This window comes from Streptomyces sulfonofaciens, from assembly GCF_014656295.1.
Classification (GTDB): Bacteria; Actinomycetota; Actinomycetes; order Streptomycetales; family Streptomycetaceae; genus Streptomyces; species Streptomyces sulfonofaciens.
In genome coordinates this window covers 189,682-203,982 of record NZ_BNCD01000012.1, presented here as the reverse complement: position 1 = coordinate 203,982, position 14,301 = coordinate 189,682, and the positions used below count along the sequence as shown (strand labels likewise).

At 72.4% G+C, this 14,301-nt stretch carries 8 protein-coding genes and 1 pseudogene; 4 read left to right on the top strand and 5 right to left on the bottom strand.

The window, feature by feature from the left end; translation table 11 throughout:
* Nucleotides 1-140: 140 nt before the first annotated feature.
* On the top strand, nucleotides 141-758 hold the full coding sequence (locus IE313_RS20580) for a cellulose binding domain-containing protein (protein ID WP_189934337.1): 618 nt from the start codon (nucleotides 141-143) through the stop codon (nucleotides 756-758).
* 135 nt (nucleotides 759-893) lie between these two features.
* On the opposite strand, the gene IE313_RS20575 is transcribed toward IE313_RS20580, so the two are convergent.
* The 4 genes and pseudogenes from IE313_RS20575 to map form a co-directional block, all read right to left on the bottom strand.
* Nucleotides 894-1,709 (bottom strand): hydrolase, encoded by an 816-nt coding sequence (locus IE313_RS20575; protein WP_189934335.1) that lies wholly within the window; start codon nucleotides 1,707-1,709, stop codon nucleotides 894-896.
* A 236-nt stretch (nucleotides 1,710-1,945) separates the two neighbouring features.
* Entirely contained in the window at nucleotides 1,946-3,184 is a 1,239-nt protein-coding gene (locus IE313_RS20570) for a glycoside hydrolase family 5 protein (protein ID WP_189934333.1), read from the bottom strand.
* 31 nt (nucleotides 3,185-3,215) lie between these two features.
* Entirely contained in the window at nucleotides 3,216-5,837 is a 2,622-nt protein-coding gene (locus tag IE313_RS20565; protein WP_229924807.1) for a glycoside hydrolase family 48 protein, read from the bottom strand.
* Between the two features lie 991 nt (nucleotides 5,838-6,828).
* Nucleotides 6,829-7,591, bottom strand: a pseudogene (map, locus tag IE313_RS20560) (type I methionyl aminopeptidase).
* Nucleotides 7,592-8,067: 476 nt separating this feature from the next.
* Here map and IE313_RS20555 point away from each other — a divergent pair.
* Entirely contained in the window at nucleotides 8,068-9,438 is a 1,371-nt protein-coding gene (locus tag IE313_RS20555; RefSeq protein ID WP_189934330.1) for a glycoside hydrolase family 6 protein, read from the top strand.
* Nucleotides 9,439-10,014: 576 nt separating this feature from the next.
* Here IE313_RS20555 and IE313_RS20550 read toward each other — a convergent pair.
* Nucleotides 10,015-10,503 carry an ATP-binding protein gene (locus IE313_RS20550; RefSeq protein ID WP_189934328.1) on the bottom strand — a complete coding sequence of 163 codons (489 nt, stop codon included), beginning with the start codon at nucleotides 10,501-10,503 and terminating at the stop codon, nucleotides 10,015-10,017.
* 475 nt (nucleotides 10,504-10,978) lie between these two features.
* Between IE313_RS20550 and IE313_RS20545 the strand changes: the two genes are divergently transcribed.
* Both IE313_RS20545 and IE313_RS20540 read left to right on the top strand, forming a co-directional pair.
* A complete protein-coding gene (locus IE313_RS20545) occupies nucleotides 10,979-12,889 on the top strand; it encodes a glycoside hydrolase family 44 protein (RefSeq protein WP_189934326.1) in 1,911 nt (636 codons plus the stop codon).
* 230 nt (nucleotides 12,890-13,119) lie between these two features.
* Nucleotides 13,120-14,121: a glycoside hydrolase family 6 protein gene (locus tag IE313_RS20540; RefSeq protein WP_189934324.1), complete on the top strand. Its 1,002-nt coding sequence runs from the start codon at nucleotides 13,120-13,122 to the stop codon at nucleotides 14,119-14,121.
* Nucleotides 14,122-14,301: the final 180 nt, after the last annotated feature.

The window sequence follows — 14,301 nt, the reverse complement described above, 5'->3', positions numbered from 1 at the left end:
GCTCCCAGCAATGCTGTATGCACGCGTCCCGCCTGCGCCACGGCCGTCGGCCCGCCCGGAGGGCTCCGACTCGTGCCCGAGGCGGTCCGCCGCTGTCCGGCGGTGGCGGACCGTGCCGGGCCCCACCGAAAGGTGCACACGTGCGAAGACGAGGCAAGCTCCCGCTGCCCGCGGCCGTCGCCGCCCTGGCCACCACCGCCGTCGGCGTCCTCCTCCTCAGCCCCGGCCAGGCCCAGGCGCACCAGGGGACGGGCGCGACCCGGGCCCCCGCGGACACCGCCGTCGGCCAGGACCGGCACGCGACCGGCACGGCAGGGCGGCACCACGGACACGGGCACCCGCCGGGCCACGGGCACCGGCCGCCGCACCACCATCACCATCACCACCATGACCACCCGCATCCGCCGACCGACCCGGGTGGCCCGCCGCCCACCGACCCGGGCGAGCCGATGACCTGCATGGCCCTGTACAACGTCACCGAGGAGCACCCGGGCGGTTTCACGGGCCAGGTCGAGGTGATGAACCACGGCACGGAGCCCATGGTGGGGTGGACGGTCACCTGGCAGCCCGGTGTGGGCACGGAGATCACCGCGGTCCAGGACGGCACCCTGGCGCACCACGGCGACGGCACCGTCTCGGTGCGCAACGTCGAGTCCAACGCCACGGTTCCGCCGGACGACGAGGTCGTCTTCACCTTCACCGCCGACTCCACGGGCGCCGACTTCCCGATCGGCTCGATGGGCTGCACCAGCCCCTGACGGGTGCGGGGCCGTCGCGCGGGGCCGGGGCCGGCGGCCCGTGAGCCGCGGGACGCGGGCGCGGCGCGCACCGGGGAACACGGCGCGGGGCCCGCTCAGGACGAGCGGGCCCCGCGTCGTGTCGCCTGCGGTGGTTCAGGACCCGCAGCCGAGCTGGGAGGTCCCCACGGCGACATCGTCGAACCAGAGCGTGTCGTTGCCGTCGGCGTAGCTCTCCCACCCCAGCCGCAGGTTCTGCAGGCGCGGGCTCCAGCCGGACCTGGACCGCCACTGCTGGTCGACGTCCTGCGTGGGGGTGCCGTCGGCGATCAGGCCCTCGATCTGCCTGCCGTTCACCCAGGTCGTCAGGTTGCCGCCGGTGATGCCGTACTCGATGCAGGACCAGGTGTTGGTGGGCAGCGGGATGCTCTTGCTGACGCCGACGGGGCTCTGCGCGGGCAGGGTGGCGTCGTCCGACTCGCGGTTCCACTGGAGTGCCTGGTTCTGGCCGCCCATGCGCAGGTCCCTGCCGCCGTCGTTGGCGTCCCGCATGGCCGCGAAGGCGACGTGGCCGGTGGGCAGCGGCGTGCTGTGGTTGATCCAGAAGCGCACGTAGAGGGAGCCTCCGGAGACGGCGGAGAGGTCCGTGCCCACGAAGGCGTGGTTGCAGTAGCCCGTTCTGCCGTCGACCCGGACCGACTTGGTGCCGGAGTGCGCCTTGCCGGAGTCAACGGTGGCGGTGCCGGTGCCCGAGCAGTCGCGGACGGTGGTGTTCCACCGCCCGGAAGGCGTCGTGCCGCTCTGGTCCTCGAAGCCGTCGGTGAAGACGGCCGCTCTCGGGGCGCCGGGGCTCGCGGCGGCCGCGGGCTGGAGCGCCAGTTGCCCGGCCGCGGCGACGGCGGCGAGGGCCAGCGCGGTCGCGGCCGACGCACGGGCGCGGCGGCGGCCGGGACGTGCGGGTGATGAAGCCATGTGATCCTCCGGAGGGACGGGGCGGGGCTGATGCCGGCGGGAGGTGTCGGGTGTCTGTGCGGCTCCCGCCGGGAGGGCCGCGGTGGAGGGCTCCCACCGAGCCCTCCACCGCGTCGGTGGTGGTCGCGGAACCACCACCGGGGGCGCGCGTCCGGCCGTTCCTCACGAGCGGCGGCGTGAGCGAGGAGATCCGCCGCCACGGCTCGGACGCGCTCAGTGGCTTCGGTCGTGCCGGGTCAGCCGCCGGTGCGGGCGGCCGCCGGGCCGGCGGGCGGCACGGGCGGTATCAGATAGGGGTCCAGGTAGGACTGCTTCCTGGTGTCGACGGTGGTCCAGTCGCCCTGCAGGATGCCCCCGGTGTCACCCGAGTTGGGGTTGAGGGACCAGTAGGTGAAGTCCATGCCGCCGGTGCCGGTGCCCATGTACCGCATCAGGGCGGCCAGCCACTCGCCGTCGCGCGGGTCCTGGAGGGTGCTGCCGAACTCGCCGACCAGGACCGGTGCGATGTCCTCCTTCTCCAGGTAGCCGAAGAAGTGGTCCCAGAGCGCGGGCATGTTGTCCGGGAAGGACGGGTCGTCGAACCAGGGCTGCCGTGACACCGAGGTCGCGTACTCGTGTGCCGAGTACACCAGCCTGCCGGGCACGTCGAGCCTGACCGGGTACTGCCGGGCGCCGGAGAGGTTGCCGCCCCACCAGCCGCACCCCGGTTCGCCGGTGCCCGGTACGCAGTCGACGCCCTCCACGATGACCAGCAGGTTCGGGTTGACGGAGAGGATGGCGTTGCCGGCGCGTTCGGCGGCGAGCCGCCAGTCGGTGGCCTGGTCGCCGCAGCCCCAGCAGGCGCCGGTGCCGCCCTGCACGGCGTGCGGCTCGTTGTGCAGATCGGCGCCGATCACCGTGGTGTTGCCCGCGTAGCGCCGGGCGAGCGACTTCCAGTCGTCGATCCAGACGCTCTCGGGATAGGCGGCGGTGTACCACAGCGGGGACTGCTGGGCCGCGTCGGGGCGGTGCCGGTCCAGGACGACCCGCAGGCCCCTGGAGCCGGCGTGGTCGATGATCCTGTCCAGGACCTCCAGGCCGCTGAGGCCCTTGAGGTCGGGGTTCTTCGTGTAGTCGATGCCGTTGGGCGTGGAGCCCTGCCTCAGCATCTCGTTGGAGTACGGCAGGCGCAGGGTGTTGTACCCCAGGTCCGCCATCTGGTCGATCATGTCCTGGTAGTTCCGCGCCCACAGACCGTGCGGCAGGTAGTTGCCGGTCTCCGCGCCGAACCAGTTGATCCCGGTCATCCGCACCGGCGTGCCGCCGGCGTCGAGCAGCCGGGAGCCGTCGGCGTGCCAGTAGCCGGTGCCGGTGCCGGTGCCGCCGGCCGGGCGCACGGCCCCGGGCTGGGCCGCGGGGGACGGGCTCGCCGCCGTCATGACGACGAGCCCGCACACCGCGGCGATCACGTATCGGACGATACGGAACCGCTTCATTGCCGTTCCTTCCGCAGCTTCGCCCGCCGGCTCAGCCGAACAGGTCCACGTGGATCGCGAACGCCGTGGCTATCTCGGACTGGGACCAGAACCGGTGGTAGGTGAAGGTCGGAGCCGCACCGCCGTCCAGGTAGCTCTGCACCTTCGGCCAGTCCGGGTCGTCCCGGTAGAAGGAGCGGATGGACTCGAAGGTCGCGTTCGAGTCGATCCTGTCGCCGTTCGGCATGGTGCCGGTCCAGCCCTGCGGGACGTACGTGCCCTCGCCCGTGGACGCGTTGTACCTGTCGTCGAACCGGTTGTAGTCCGCCCGGGTCTCCGGGAGGGCGATGCCGATGGCGTCCTGGTTCGCGTTGAGCGCGTCCAGCAGGCCCTCGGCCGTGGTCCTGGCCTGGGTGTTTCCGGAGCCCGCGGCGTAGTACAGCAGCGTCTTGGCCAGTGAGGCCGCGACACCGACGTCATGGCCGGTGGAGACGATCCGCACGCTCAGGCCGCTGTTGCTGCCCGGCCTGCTGGCGTTCCAGGTGTCCGGCTTGCCGCTCCACTCCAGGCTGTCCGGGATGGTGAAGCTCCCGTTCGTGCCGACGGTGGTGTTGGCCAGCGCCCACGCGACCCACTTGTCGAGGATGGTCTTGGCCCGGCTGTCCTTCGTGACCTGGTAGTACTCGGCGACGCGCTCCATGCCCCAGGTCTGGAAACCGAACCACCGGTTGGACGGCGGGTCGTGCCAGACGGGCTGCGGGTCGTAGTACATGCCGTAGAAGGTGGGGCTACCGCTCGGCGGGGTGGCGTACCGGCCGTCCCAACTGTTGGTGGCACCACCCGCGATGGCGCCCTGCGGGGACTGGAGCCACCGGAGGAACTCGAGCTGCCGGCCGAGGCTGGTCGCCCAGTCCTGGGCGCCGGTGGCCGACTTGGGCTTCATGTCCGGGTCGGTGGAGAGCGCGTAGGCGGTCAGCGGGTCCTGGTAGCCCTGGTGGGCCGCGCCGTCGCCGATCCGCCAGGCCCAGCCCGCGTTGGTGTCGAGCGCACCGCCCCAGGCGTAGTACCAGGAGATCAGGTAGTGGTCGCTGTCCTTGCCGGAGCCGGCCGCGCAGCTCGGGCTGGTGCAGTTCCCGATCTTCTTGAAGTACTTGTCGAACATCGAGTACCGCAGGTAGTCGCCCATCTTCGTGGCCTTGGCGACGACGTCGGCGACGTCCGCGCTCTTGCCCTGCTGGGCCGCGACCTTCTTCGCCTGGTAGACGACCTGCACCGCACGCGCGTCGGCGTCCGGGGCGTTGGTGTACTTCCACTGCGTGGCGTACTGCGAGTCGCCGGTGAACAGGTCCAGGTAGCCGTTCCTGCCGCCGTAGCTGAAGTCGTCGCAGGACGGCTGGGTGATGGTCTCCCAGACGGACTCCGAGGAGCCGCGCTGGTAGCTGTTGATGTACGAGGGGCCGTTGCCGTCGGTGCAGCTCGAGTAGCCGTAGACGTCGTCGACGTCCAGCAGCCAGTGCATGCCGTAGATGTCACTGGTGCCGTAGGCCGACTTCAGCTCGGCCGCGATCGGGTCCTTGCCCACCGCGACACCGGAGTCCAGCCTGGCCGGGTAGTCCGACATCCTCGGCGACTCGGGGGCGTAGGTGGCGGGCTTGTTCGCGTCGTACTTGTCGTTGGTCGGCTGGGCGTCGTGCGGCGGGATCGCGTAGGTCTCGATGGACTTCCACGCGTCGTTCAGCGGTCCCCAGTCCTCGGTGATCTTGCCGTACTCGGCCTCCAGCCACAGGTAGTAGCTGAACGCCTCCGAGGTGGTCTCGTGCCCCTGGTCGGGCGCCTCGACCATCAGGGTCTCGACGGAGTGGTACGGCACCAGGATCCCGCCGAAGTCGCGGAAGTAGCCGTTCGCCGGGTCCTTGATCTTGTTGTACTGGTCGAGGAACGCCTGCTCGTAGTCCGACGCCTCGGGCGCCAGCTCCTGGACCTTGGCCAGCCCCGACTTGTAGCCCTCGGCGCTCGCACGGAACGTGGCGTTCTCCAGGTCGCCGCCCTTTCGGGCCGAGACGACCTCGACCTGCTGGGGCGCGTTCCAGTTCTCGGGGGTGAAGGTGAGCTTGCGCTGCGCGGCCGTCAGGTTCTCGGTTCCGTCGGCGCGGCCCACCGTCACGGTGACGTCGTGCGCCGGCCTGGTGGCCAGGTGCACCCCGAACGACGTCGACCCGCCCTGGCGCACCTGCTTGGTGATGGGCGAGGCGAGGATGGTCGGCCTCGCCAGCACGGTGACGTTGACCGGCGCCGTCGTCGACGCCTTGCCGTCGCTGTTGAACACCTTGGCGGTGATGGCGTACTGACCCGCCGGGACGTCCTTCCAGTTGCCGGTGAACGGCGCGGTGGTGTCCCTGGCCAGCAGGGTGTCGTCGGCGAAGTACTCGACCTTGCTGACGTCGCCCTCGGTCGCCGTCTTCAGCGGAACCGTCGCGTGTTCGCCGAGGAAGTAGTTGCCGCTCGGCTTCAGCGAGCTGATCCTGCCCGTGGACAGTCCGCCCGTGTGCTTCGGCGAGGCGTCGGCCGGCGAGGCCACCGAGACGGCGGGCAGCGCGCCCGCCAGAAGTGCGGCCAGTGCCACCGCGCCGGTGGCCGGGCCGGGCCGCAGCCGGCGTTTCCTATGTGGTCTCATCGCGAGATGGTGCCTCTCTTCTGTGGGGGTGGGCGGTCCCCGGAAGGAACCGCGCGCAGGTGTCCCGCGCGCACGGGACACCGGGGCGAACGCCGCGGCGGCGGGCCGCCGGGGCCTCGCACATGAGAGCCGGCTCCGGAATGGGCTGGTGAGCGGCCACTCGGAGCCGGGGTTCAGGGGCGGGCGAAGGCCCGGCACAACACCTCGGGTGAGCCCCAGGACCGGCGGACGGCCGGCTCCCCGCCGGCCCACCGGGCGCCGCGGCGCCGGCCAGGGCCACCGGCACGGCGCGGATCGGAAGGACGCCGGAGCGGGCACGGCGGCGGCATCGTGTGCATCTGGTCTGCCACTCGGTCTCGCACGACGTTCCTCCTGTGGGGCGGAGAAAGAGCTCGGCTTGTGCGCGGGGCGGTTGGAAGCACTCTATGGAAGCGCTCCCAGGATTGGACTGTAGCGGGGACATGACAGGCTGGAAACCCCGCTGTAGCAATCCACTGCCCGTCCGGCCCGCGCTCCCGCGCCGGCCCGGCCCCCACCCTCACGGTGACCAGCGGGTTCGTCAGGGACCGCGATCCGCACCCGGATTGCGGCGGGACCGCGCCCCGGTCGGCACGGAGCCGATGCCTCCCCTGCGTGCCCCTGTGGACGAGGGCCCGCGGGCACCCGCCCTAAGAGCGCTCCCAGAGCAGTGGCGCCGGGGCGACCCGGACCGGCGCAGCGGCCGCCGTCACGGAGGACGGCCACGCCGGGCGCACCCGGGAGGGCGGCCCCGGGGACCCGGGCCCCCGCACCCGGGCGGCCTCGCTCCCCGCCCCCGTCGGCGTGCCCGGCCGCTCCCCTTCCGGCTCCCCGGCCTGCCCGGCGGTATACGGCGCCCGTGCGATCGAGGCACTCCGCACGAGGCGTGCGTCAGCCCCGGCACGCTCGACCCCGGCCCCGCCAGGACCCGGGGCACCCGCCCGAGCTTCGCGACCACCGGGCCGCACGAGGGTCAGGGCAGGGTCAGGATGCGGGGGCCCTGGTCGGTGATGGCGACGGTGTGCTCGAAGTGGGCGGCCCGGCTGCCGTCGGTGGTGCGCAGGGTCCAGCCGTCGGCGTCGGTGCGATAGGTGTTCCGCCCGCCGGCCATGAGCATGGGTTCGATGGCCAGGACCAGGCCGTGGCGCAGGGGGAAACCGCGGCCGGGGCGGCCGCGGTTGGGGACGTGGGGATCCTCGTGCATACGGCGGCCGATGCCGTGGCCGCCGAAGTCCGCGGGCATACCGCAGCCCGCCCCGCGGGCGACGGTGTCGATGGCATGGGAGATGTCACCCATGCGGCCGCCCACCCGGGCGGCGCCGATACCGGCGTCGAGTGCCTGCCGGGTGGCGTCGATCAGGTCGAGGTCCGCGGGGCGCGGGGTTCCGACGGTGAACGTGATGGCGGCGTCACCGGCCCAGCCGTCGAGCCGGGCACCGCAGTCGACGCTCACCAGATCACCGTCGCGCAGCCGGTAGCCGGTCGGGACGCCGTGCGCCACGGCGTCGTTGACGGAGGTGCAGGCCACCGCGGGGAAGGGAAGCGAAGGACGGCCGGTACCCGAGGAACGGGGAGTCGGCCCCCGCCTCGGCCAGCACCGTGCGGGCCGCATCGTCGAGTTCCCGCAGGGACACCCCGATGCGGGCCGCCTCCTTCGCCGCCGCCAGGGACCGGGCCACCACACGCCCGGCTTCCCGCATCGCATCCATCGCGGCGTCGGACTTGATCTCCACCATGTGCTGTGGCTCCCACCTCGATCACCAATACTTATACCGGTATTAGTATCACAGTCGCAGCACGGACTCCTTCGGTTCCACGGGAGCGGGAACGCGGTGAGCGGTTCGGTGCGCCGCCGCGCCGGACACGACCGCGGTGAGGGTATGGACGCCCGTCCACAGGTCTGGAAGAGTCGTCCGGACGCCTGGATGGAGGGACGTTCCATCGGGCGCTTCCGGGTTGTCCACGGGCGTAGACCCCGCCCGCTCCCCCGGCCCGCGCACCCTCCGCACCCCTTCGACCTGCCGCGGCACCCCGAGAAGACGTCAGATTGTTACTGGCTCTTTTCACGGTGTTACGGCGCTGGTACGGTCATAAATCTGGAAGCGCTTCCATGCGAGCGCTCCCAATCCCCCCCGCCCGTTCATGGAGCGACGTTCCTGGCTTTATGTCATGATCACGACAACTCCGTCGGGTCACAACGAAGGAGCTCAGCATGAGATCAGGCCCCCCACACAGCTCGCGCTACCGCCGCGGCAGCCTCGCCGCCCTGGCCGCGACGGCGCTCGCTTCCGGACTCATGGTGGTCGGCGGGGGCACCGCCAGCGGTGCCGCCGCGGCACGCGTGGACAACCCGTATGCGGGCGCCACCGTGTACGTCAACCCGGACTGGTCCTCGAAGGCCGCCGCAGAGCCCGGTGGCGAGGCCGTCGCCAATGAGCCCACCGGTGTCTGGATAGACCGCATCGCGGCCATCGAGGGCAGCGACGAGGCCATGGGACTGAGGGAGCACCTCGACAACGCGATCTCCCAGGGCGCCGACGTGATCCAGGTCGTGATCTACGACCTCCCCGGCCGCGACTGCTCCGCACTGGCCTCGAACGGCGAACTCGGCCCCGACGAGATCGGCAAGTACGAGTCGGACTACATCGACCCGATCGCCGAGATCGAGTCCGACCCGGCCTACGCCAACCTCCGGATCGTGAACACGGTCGAGATCGACTCGCTGCCGAACCTGGTGACGAACACGGGCAGCCGGGAGACGGCGACGCCCGCGTGCGACACCATGAAGGCCAACGGCAACTACGTCACCGGCGTCGGCTACGCGCTCGGCAAGCTCGGTGCCGCCCAGAACGTGTACAACTACATCGACGCGGGACACCACGGCTGGATCGGCTGGGAGGACAACTTCGGCGCCACCGCCCAGTTGCTCCACCAGGCCGCCACCACCGCGGGCGCGTCGGTCGACGACGTGGCGGGCATCATCACCAACACCGCCAACTACTCGGCGACCCAGGAGCCGTACTTCAAGATCACCGACACGATCAACGGCCAGCCGGTGCGCTCGCAGTCCAAGTGGATCGACTGGAACAACTACGTCGACGAGCAGTCCTTCGCCCAGGCATTCCTGGCCGAGATGAAGAGGGACGGGTTCAGGAGCGACATCGGTGCGCTGATCGACACCTCCCGCAACGGCTGGGGCGGCTCCGCGCGTCCGACGGGCCCCGGCCCCAAGACCAGCGCGGACACCTACGTCAACGGCGGCCGCCTCGACCGCCGCATTCATCTGGGCAACTGGTGCAACCAGTCCGGTGCGGGGCTCGGCGAGCGGCCCAAGGCGTCTCCCGCGACGGGCATCGACGCCTACGTCTGGATGAAGCCGCCGGGCGAGTCCGACGGTGCCAGCAAGCAGATCTCGAACGACGAGGGCAAGGGCTTCGACCGGATGTGCGACCCGACGTACACCGGCAACCCGCGCAACGGCAACAACATGTCCGGCGCGCTGGCCGACGCCCCGCTCTCCGGTGACTGGTTCTCCGCGCAGTTCCGTGAGCTGCTGAAGAACGCCTACCCGCCGGTCCAGTAGACGGGGCCGCACGGCACCGCACCGAGACCCCGCGCGGTCCTCACGGACCGCACGGGGTCCTTCGGCGTGCACGGACGGTTCCCCCGGGGCCTTTGGCGGGCCCCGCGGAGACCCCGGGGAAGGGCCGCGGCGTGCGGACGCCCGTAGCCGGACGCCCCTGGCCGGACGTCGGCCACGGGTGCGCGGGGGTGTGGCGGCAACCACGACCAGCGGCGGAAGCGGCGCCCCGGCCACGGGTGCGCGGGGGATGCGACACGGCTGCGCACCCGCCGCAGGCGTGCGCGCGGCGCCGCGTGGGCCTGGGCGGTGCGGGGGCCGCGCCTGCGGGACTCAGGCGGTGGGCGCACGGCGCCGCGTGGGCCTCCGCGGTGCGGACGCCCCGTCGGATGGACGTCCCGCCGGGCGGATCCCCTGCGGTGCACGTGCGTTGGAGAGGTGTACGCATGCCGCGGCGGATGGTATGCGACCGGGGCAGGGCGGGACGGGGGACCGGGCGGCCGGGGCAGGGCTGATGCCTCGTGGGGCGGCGCGTCGTGCGCGCCGCCCCACGAGGCGTCAGCCCCTCCCGCCGCGCCGTCAGGCGCCCAGCGCGAGGCGGGCCGCCACCGTCTTGCCCGGGCCGTCCCGGTCCGCCCTGACGGCCATCGCACCGCCCGTCCCGGCGGCCAGGTCGGACACCAGGCGCAGGCCCCAGCCGCCGTCGCCGTCGGCGCGGGGGCCGGGCAGGGGCACGGGGCGGTGCGGGTGGCGGTCGTGCACGGCGACGGTCAGCTCGCCGTCGGTCAGGCTGAGCCCGATGTCGACCTGGGGCGAGAGCGCGGCGGCGTGCCGCACGCTGTTGGTGACCAGCTCGCTCAGCACCAGCAGGGCGGTCTCGCGGAGCGCGTCGCCGCGCGCGAAACCCCAGGCGTCCAGCGTCTGGCCGGCGATGGCGCGCGAGGCGGACACGGAGACCGGGTCGGTGGGAAGGGAGAAGTCGCACGAGAGGACGAGGCACTCGCCGGGAGCGCCGGTCAGCGGCTCCCTATCGTCTCCCACCTGCACAGGCGCATCAACTGCGGTCATCGGGACCTTCCTCGGCTCGGTGTGCCCCTGCTCCGTCGGCATCCGGTGGCGCCCCTGCTCCGTCGGCACCCGATGGTGCCTTCCGGGTGGCGCGCCGTGCTCCGCGCGCACCTGGAAGCAGGCTATGGAAGCGCTCCCATAATCATGACTGTAACGAGTGGTAACCCCCTACGGAAGTAGGCAACCGCAAAGAGTTGAAGGATCACGACGCAGGAGCCTCCGGGCGCCACCCCGTTGAAACAAGAGTTGAACATCCTCTTGACGCGGTCGGGCTACTGGCTGTTCTCTGGAAGCGCTCCCAGATCCTGTTGTCCTTCCGTCGCCGGTGGCCTGTCCTGCCACGGCCGGGACGTACGGGACCGTGCACCACCGCTCTTCCCGCCGCCGCATCCGGCGCCACCGGGCCATGGCTACGGTGTGCCGCGGATGCGGTGCGGTCCACGCCGTTCCCGTCCTCTTCGGGGAGGAGCCCGTCATGCACCCCAAACGGCCGCCGGTCCTGCCGCTGCTTGCCGCGGCGGTGGTCACCGCGGCGACCCTGGTGGCCGGATCGCCGCTCGCCCACGCGGCGGCCGGCCCCGCGCTGACCGTGGACGCCAGGGCGGGCGGCCACCCGATCAGCCCGGACATCTACGGCATGAACTTCGCCGACGCCGGTCTGGCCGAGGAGTTGGGACTTCCCGTGGACCGGTGGGGAGGCAACGCCACCACCCGGTACAACTACCTGACGAGCACCAGCAACCGCGCCGGCGACTGGTACTTCGAGAACATCCCCGACGAGGTCGCCGACCCCGCGCGGCTCCCCGACGGCTCCAGCACCGACCAGTTCGTGGCGAAGGACGAGGCCGCGGGCGCGGACACCATCCTGACGGTGCCGCTGATCGGATGGGTGCCCAAGGCGCGCGAGAAGGCGTGCGGGTTCAGCGTCGAGAAGTACGGCCCCCAGCAGAGCACCGACCAGTGGATGCCGGACTGCGGCAACGGTGTGGCCGCGGACGGCTCCCCCGTCACGGGCAACGACCCCGCCGATACCAGCGTTCCGGCCGGCGCCGGGTACGTCACCGACTGGCTGCACCACCTCACCAGCCGGTACGGGACGGCCGCGCAGGGCGGTGTGAAGTACTACGACCTCGACAACGAGGCCGACATCTGGCACGCCACCCATCGCGACGTGCACCCGGACGGCGCGGGCTACGACGAGATCAGGGACAGCACCTACGCCATCGCCGGCGCGGTCAAGGCCGCCGACCCCGGCGCCCGGACCCTCGGCCCGGTCGGCTGGGGCTGGAACTCCATCCTGCTCTCCGGCCTGGACCAGAAGACCTGCAACGAGCAGGGCGGCGACTGCTGGTCCAACCCGCCCGACCGGACGGCGCACGACGGTGTGCCCTACGCCACGTGGTACCTGCGGCAGATGGCGGCGTACGAGCGGCGGCACGGCTCGCGGATCCTCGACTACTACGACAACCACTGGTACCCGCAGGGCACCGGCATCACCGGCGGCGGCGAGGACGAGGCCACCCGGGCGCTGCGGCTGCGCTCCACCCGGCAGTTGTGGGACCCGCAGTACACCGACGAGAGCTGGATCGGCCAGCCGGTGGACCTGATTCCGCGGATGCGCCGGCTGGTGGACGAGAACTACCCGGGCACCAAGATCGCCGTCAGCGAGTACAACTGGGGTGCGCTGGACCACATCGACGGTGCCCTGGCCGAGGCCGACGTGCTCGGCATCTTCGGGCGCGAGGGCCTCGACCTCGCCACCCTCTGGTCGCCGCCCGCCCCCACCGACCCGGGTGCGTACGCGTTCCGGATGTACCTGGACTACGACGGGAAGGGCTCGCGGTTCGGCGACACCAGCCTGACGGCCGCGAGCGCCGACCCCGACAAGGTGTCGGTCTTCGCCGCACGGCGCTCCTCGGACGGCGCCCTGACGCTGATGGTGGTCAACAAGTCCACGGACGAACTGACCGCTCCGCTGAGCGTCACCGGCCTCGCGGACCGCGCGCACGCCCACGTGTTCCGCTACGGCGGCGGGGACACCTCCGCCATCACCCGGCTGCCCGACCAGAGCGTGCGGCACGGCCGGGCGTCGCTCACCCTGCCCGGCTACTCCCTCACCGAGCTGGTGTTCCCCGCCGCGGACCGGGCGGCGGGGGCCGCGCACGGCGCCCCGGCCCACCACGCCGCTCCGGCCCAAGGCCAGGACTCCCCCGACGCACCGGTGCACGAGGCCCGGCAGCCGGCGGACGACCGTGCGGTGCCGGCCGCGCGGCCGGTGTCCACCAGGAACGTGCACACCGTCACCGGGAGCACGCTGCCGCGGCAGACACCCTCCGGCACACCGCGACCGGGCGCTCAGCACACGCTCACCTCCCCCACGCGGTAGAGCCGAGCGCCGCGCCAGGCCCCGGTCCCCCACCGGGCCCGGCACCCGGGACCGTTCCCCAGCGTCCGCCAGGGCCTGCGGTCCCGCTCCGAGGCCGTCCGGCCCGAACACCTCCCGCCCCGCTCGGGCCGGACACTTCGCCCCATCGCCCGCCCTACCGTGCACCGCGCACCGCCCGTTCCCGGTGGGCCCCAGGCTGCCCGCCCCTCCCCCTCCAAGGAGAGCCCCCCATGGCCAGCAGCACCTTCCGCTCCCACCGCCGAAAGGGCGCCGGGGCCGGTTCCGCACAGGCGGCGCTCTGTGCGCTCGCCGCGACCGTCGCCCTCCTGTGCGCCCCCGGGCCCGCGGCGGCCGCGGACTCGCCGTTCTACGTCAACCCGGACACCAACGCCGCCCAATGGGTGGCGGAACACCCCGGTGACGCGCGCGCCCAGGTCATCGCCGACAGGATCGCCGCGGTTCCCCAGCCGCGCTGGTTCACCGAGACCAACACGGCCACCGTCCGCGGTGAGGTGGACGCCCTCGTCGGTGCGGCCGCCACCGCGGGCAGGATCCCGATCCTGGTCGTCTACGACATCCCCAACCGGGACTGCTCGGGCGCCAGCACCGGCGGCGCCCCGAACCACGCCGCGTACCGCTCCTGGATCAACGAGTTCGCCGCCGGGCTGGCAGGGCGGCCCGCGACCGTCATAGTCGAGCCCGACGTCCTTTCGATCATGGACCAGTGCCAGAGCTCCGGCCAGCAGGCCGAGACCGAGGCCTCGCTCGCGTACGCCGGCAAGGCCCTCAAGGCGGCCTCGGCGCAGGCGAAGGTGTACTTCGACGCCGGGCACTCCCGCTGGCTGTCGCCGTCCGCCATCGCCGCCAGGCTGCGCGCCGCGGACGTCGCGAACAGCGCGGACGGCATCTCCACCAACGTCTCCAACTACAACCGCACCGCGAACGAGGTCGCCTACGGCAAGCAGATCCTCGCTGCGGTCGGCGACCCGGACCTGCACGCGGTGGTCGACACCAGCCGCAACGGCAACGGCCCCGCGCCGAACGCCCAGTGGTGCGACCCGGCCGGGCGCGCCATCGGCACCCCCTCGACCGACCGGACCGGCGACGCCCTGATCGACGCGTTCCTCTGGGTCAAGCTGCCGGGGGAGGCCGACGGATGCGCGGGGCCCGCCGGGCAGTTCGATCCCCAGCTCGCCTACGACCTCGCCACCGGGGCCGCCGCCCGTCACTGAACGGGCGGGTCGAGGACCCGCCCCCGGACATCCGTCGAGCCGGCCCGCCCGACGCTTCCCGGCTGTGATGCGGCCCCCACCACGACCACCGGTCGGGCCCCGTACCGCACCGTGCCGTGTGCCGGTGACCCGGTGCGGGGACCGGCCGGGGGCGCACGCAGCCCCGCCCTCCCGCAGGGC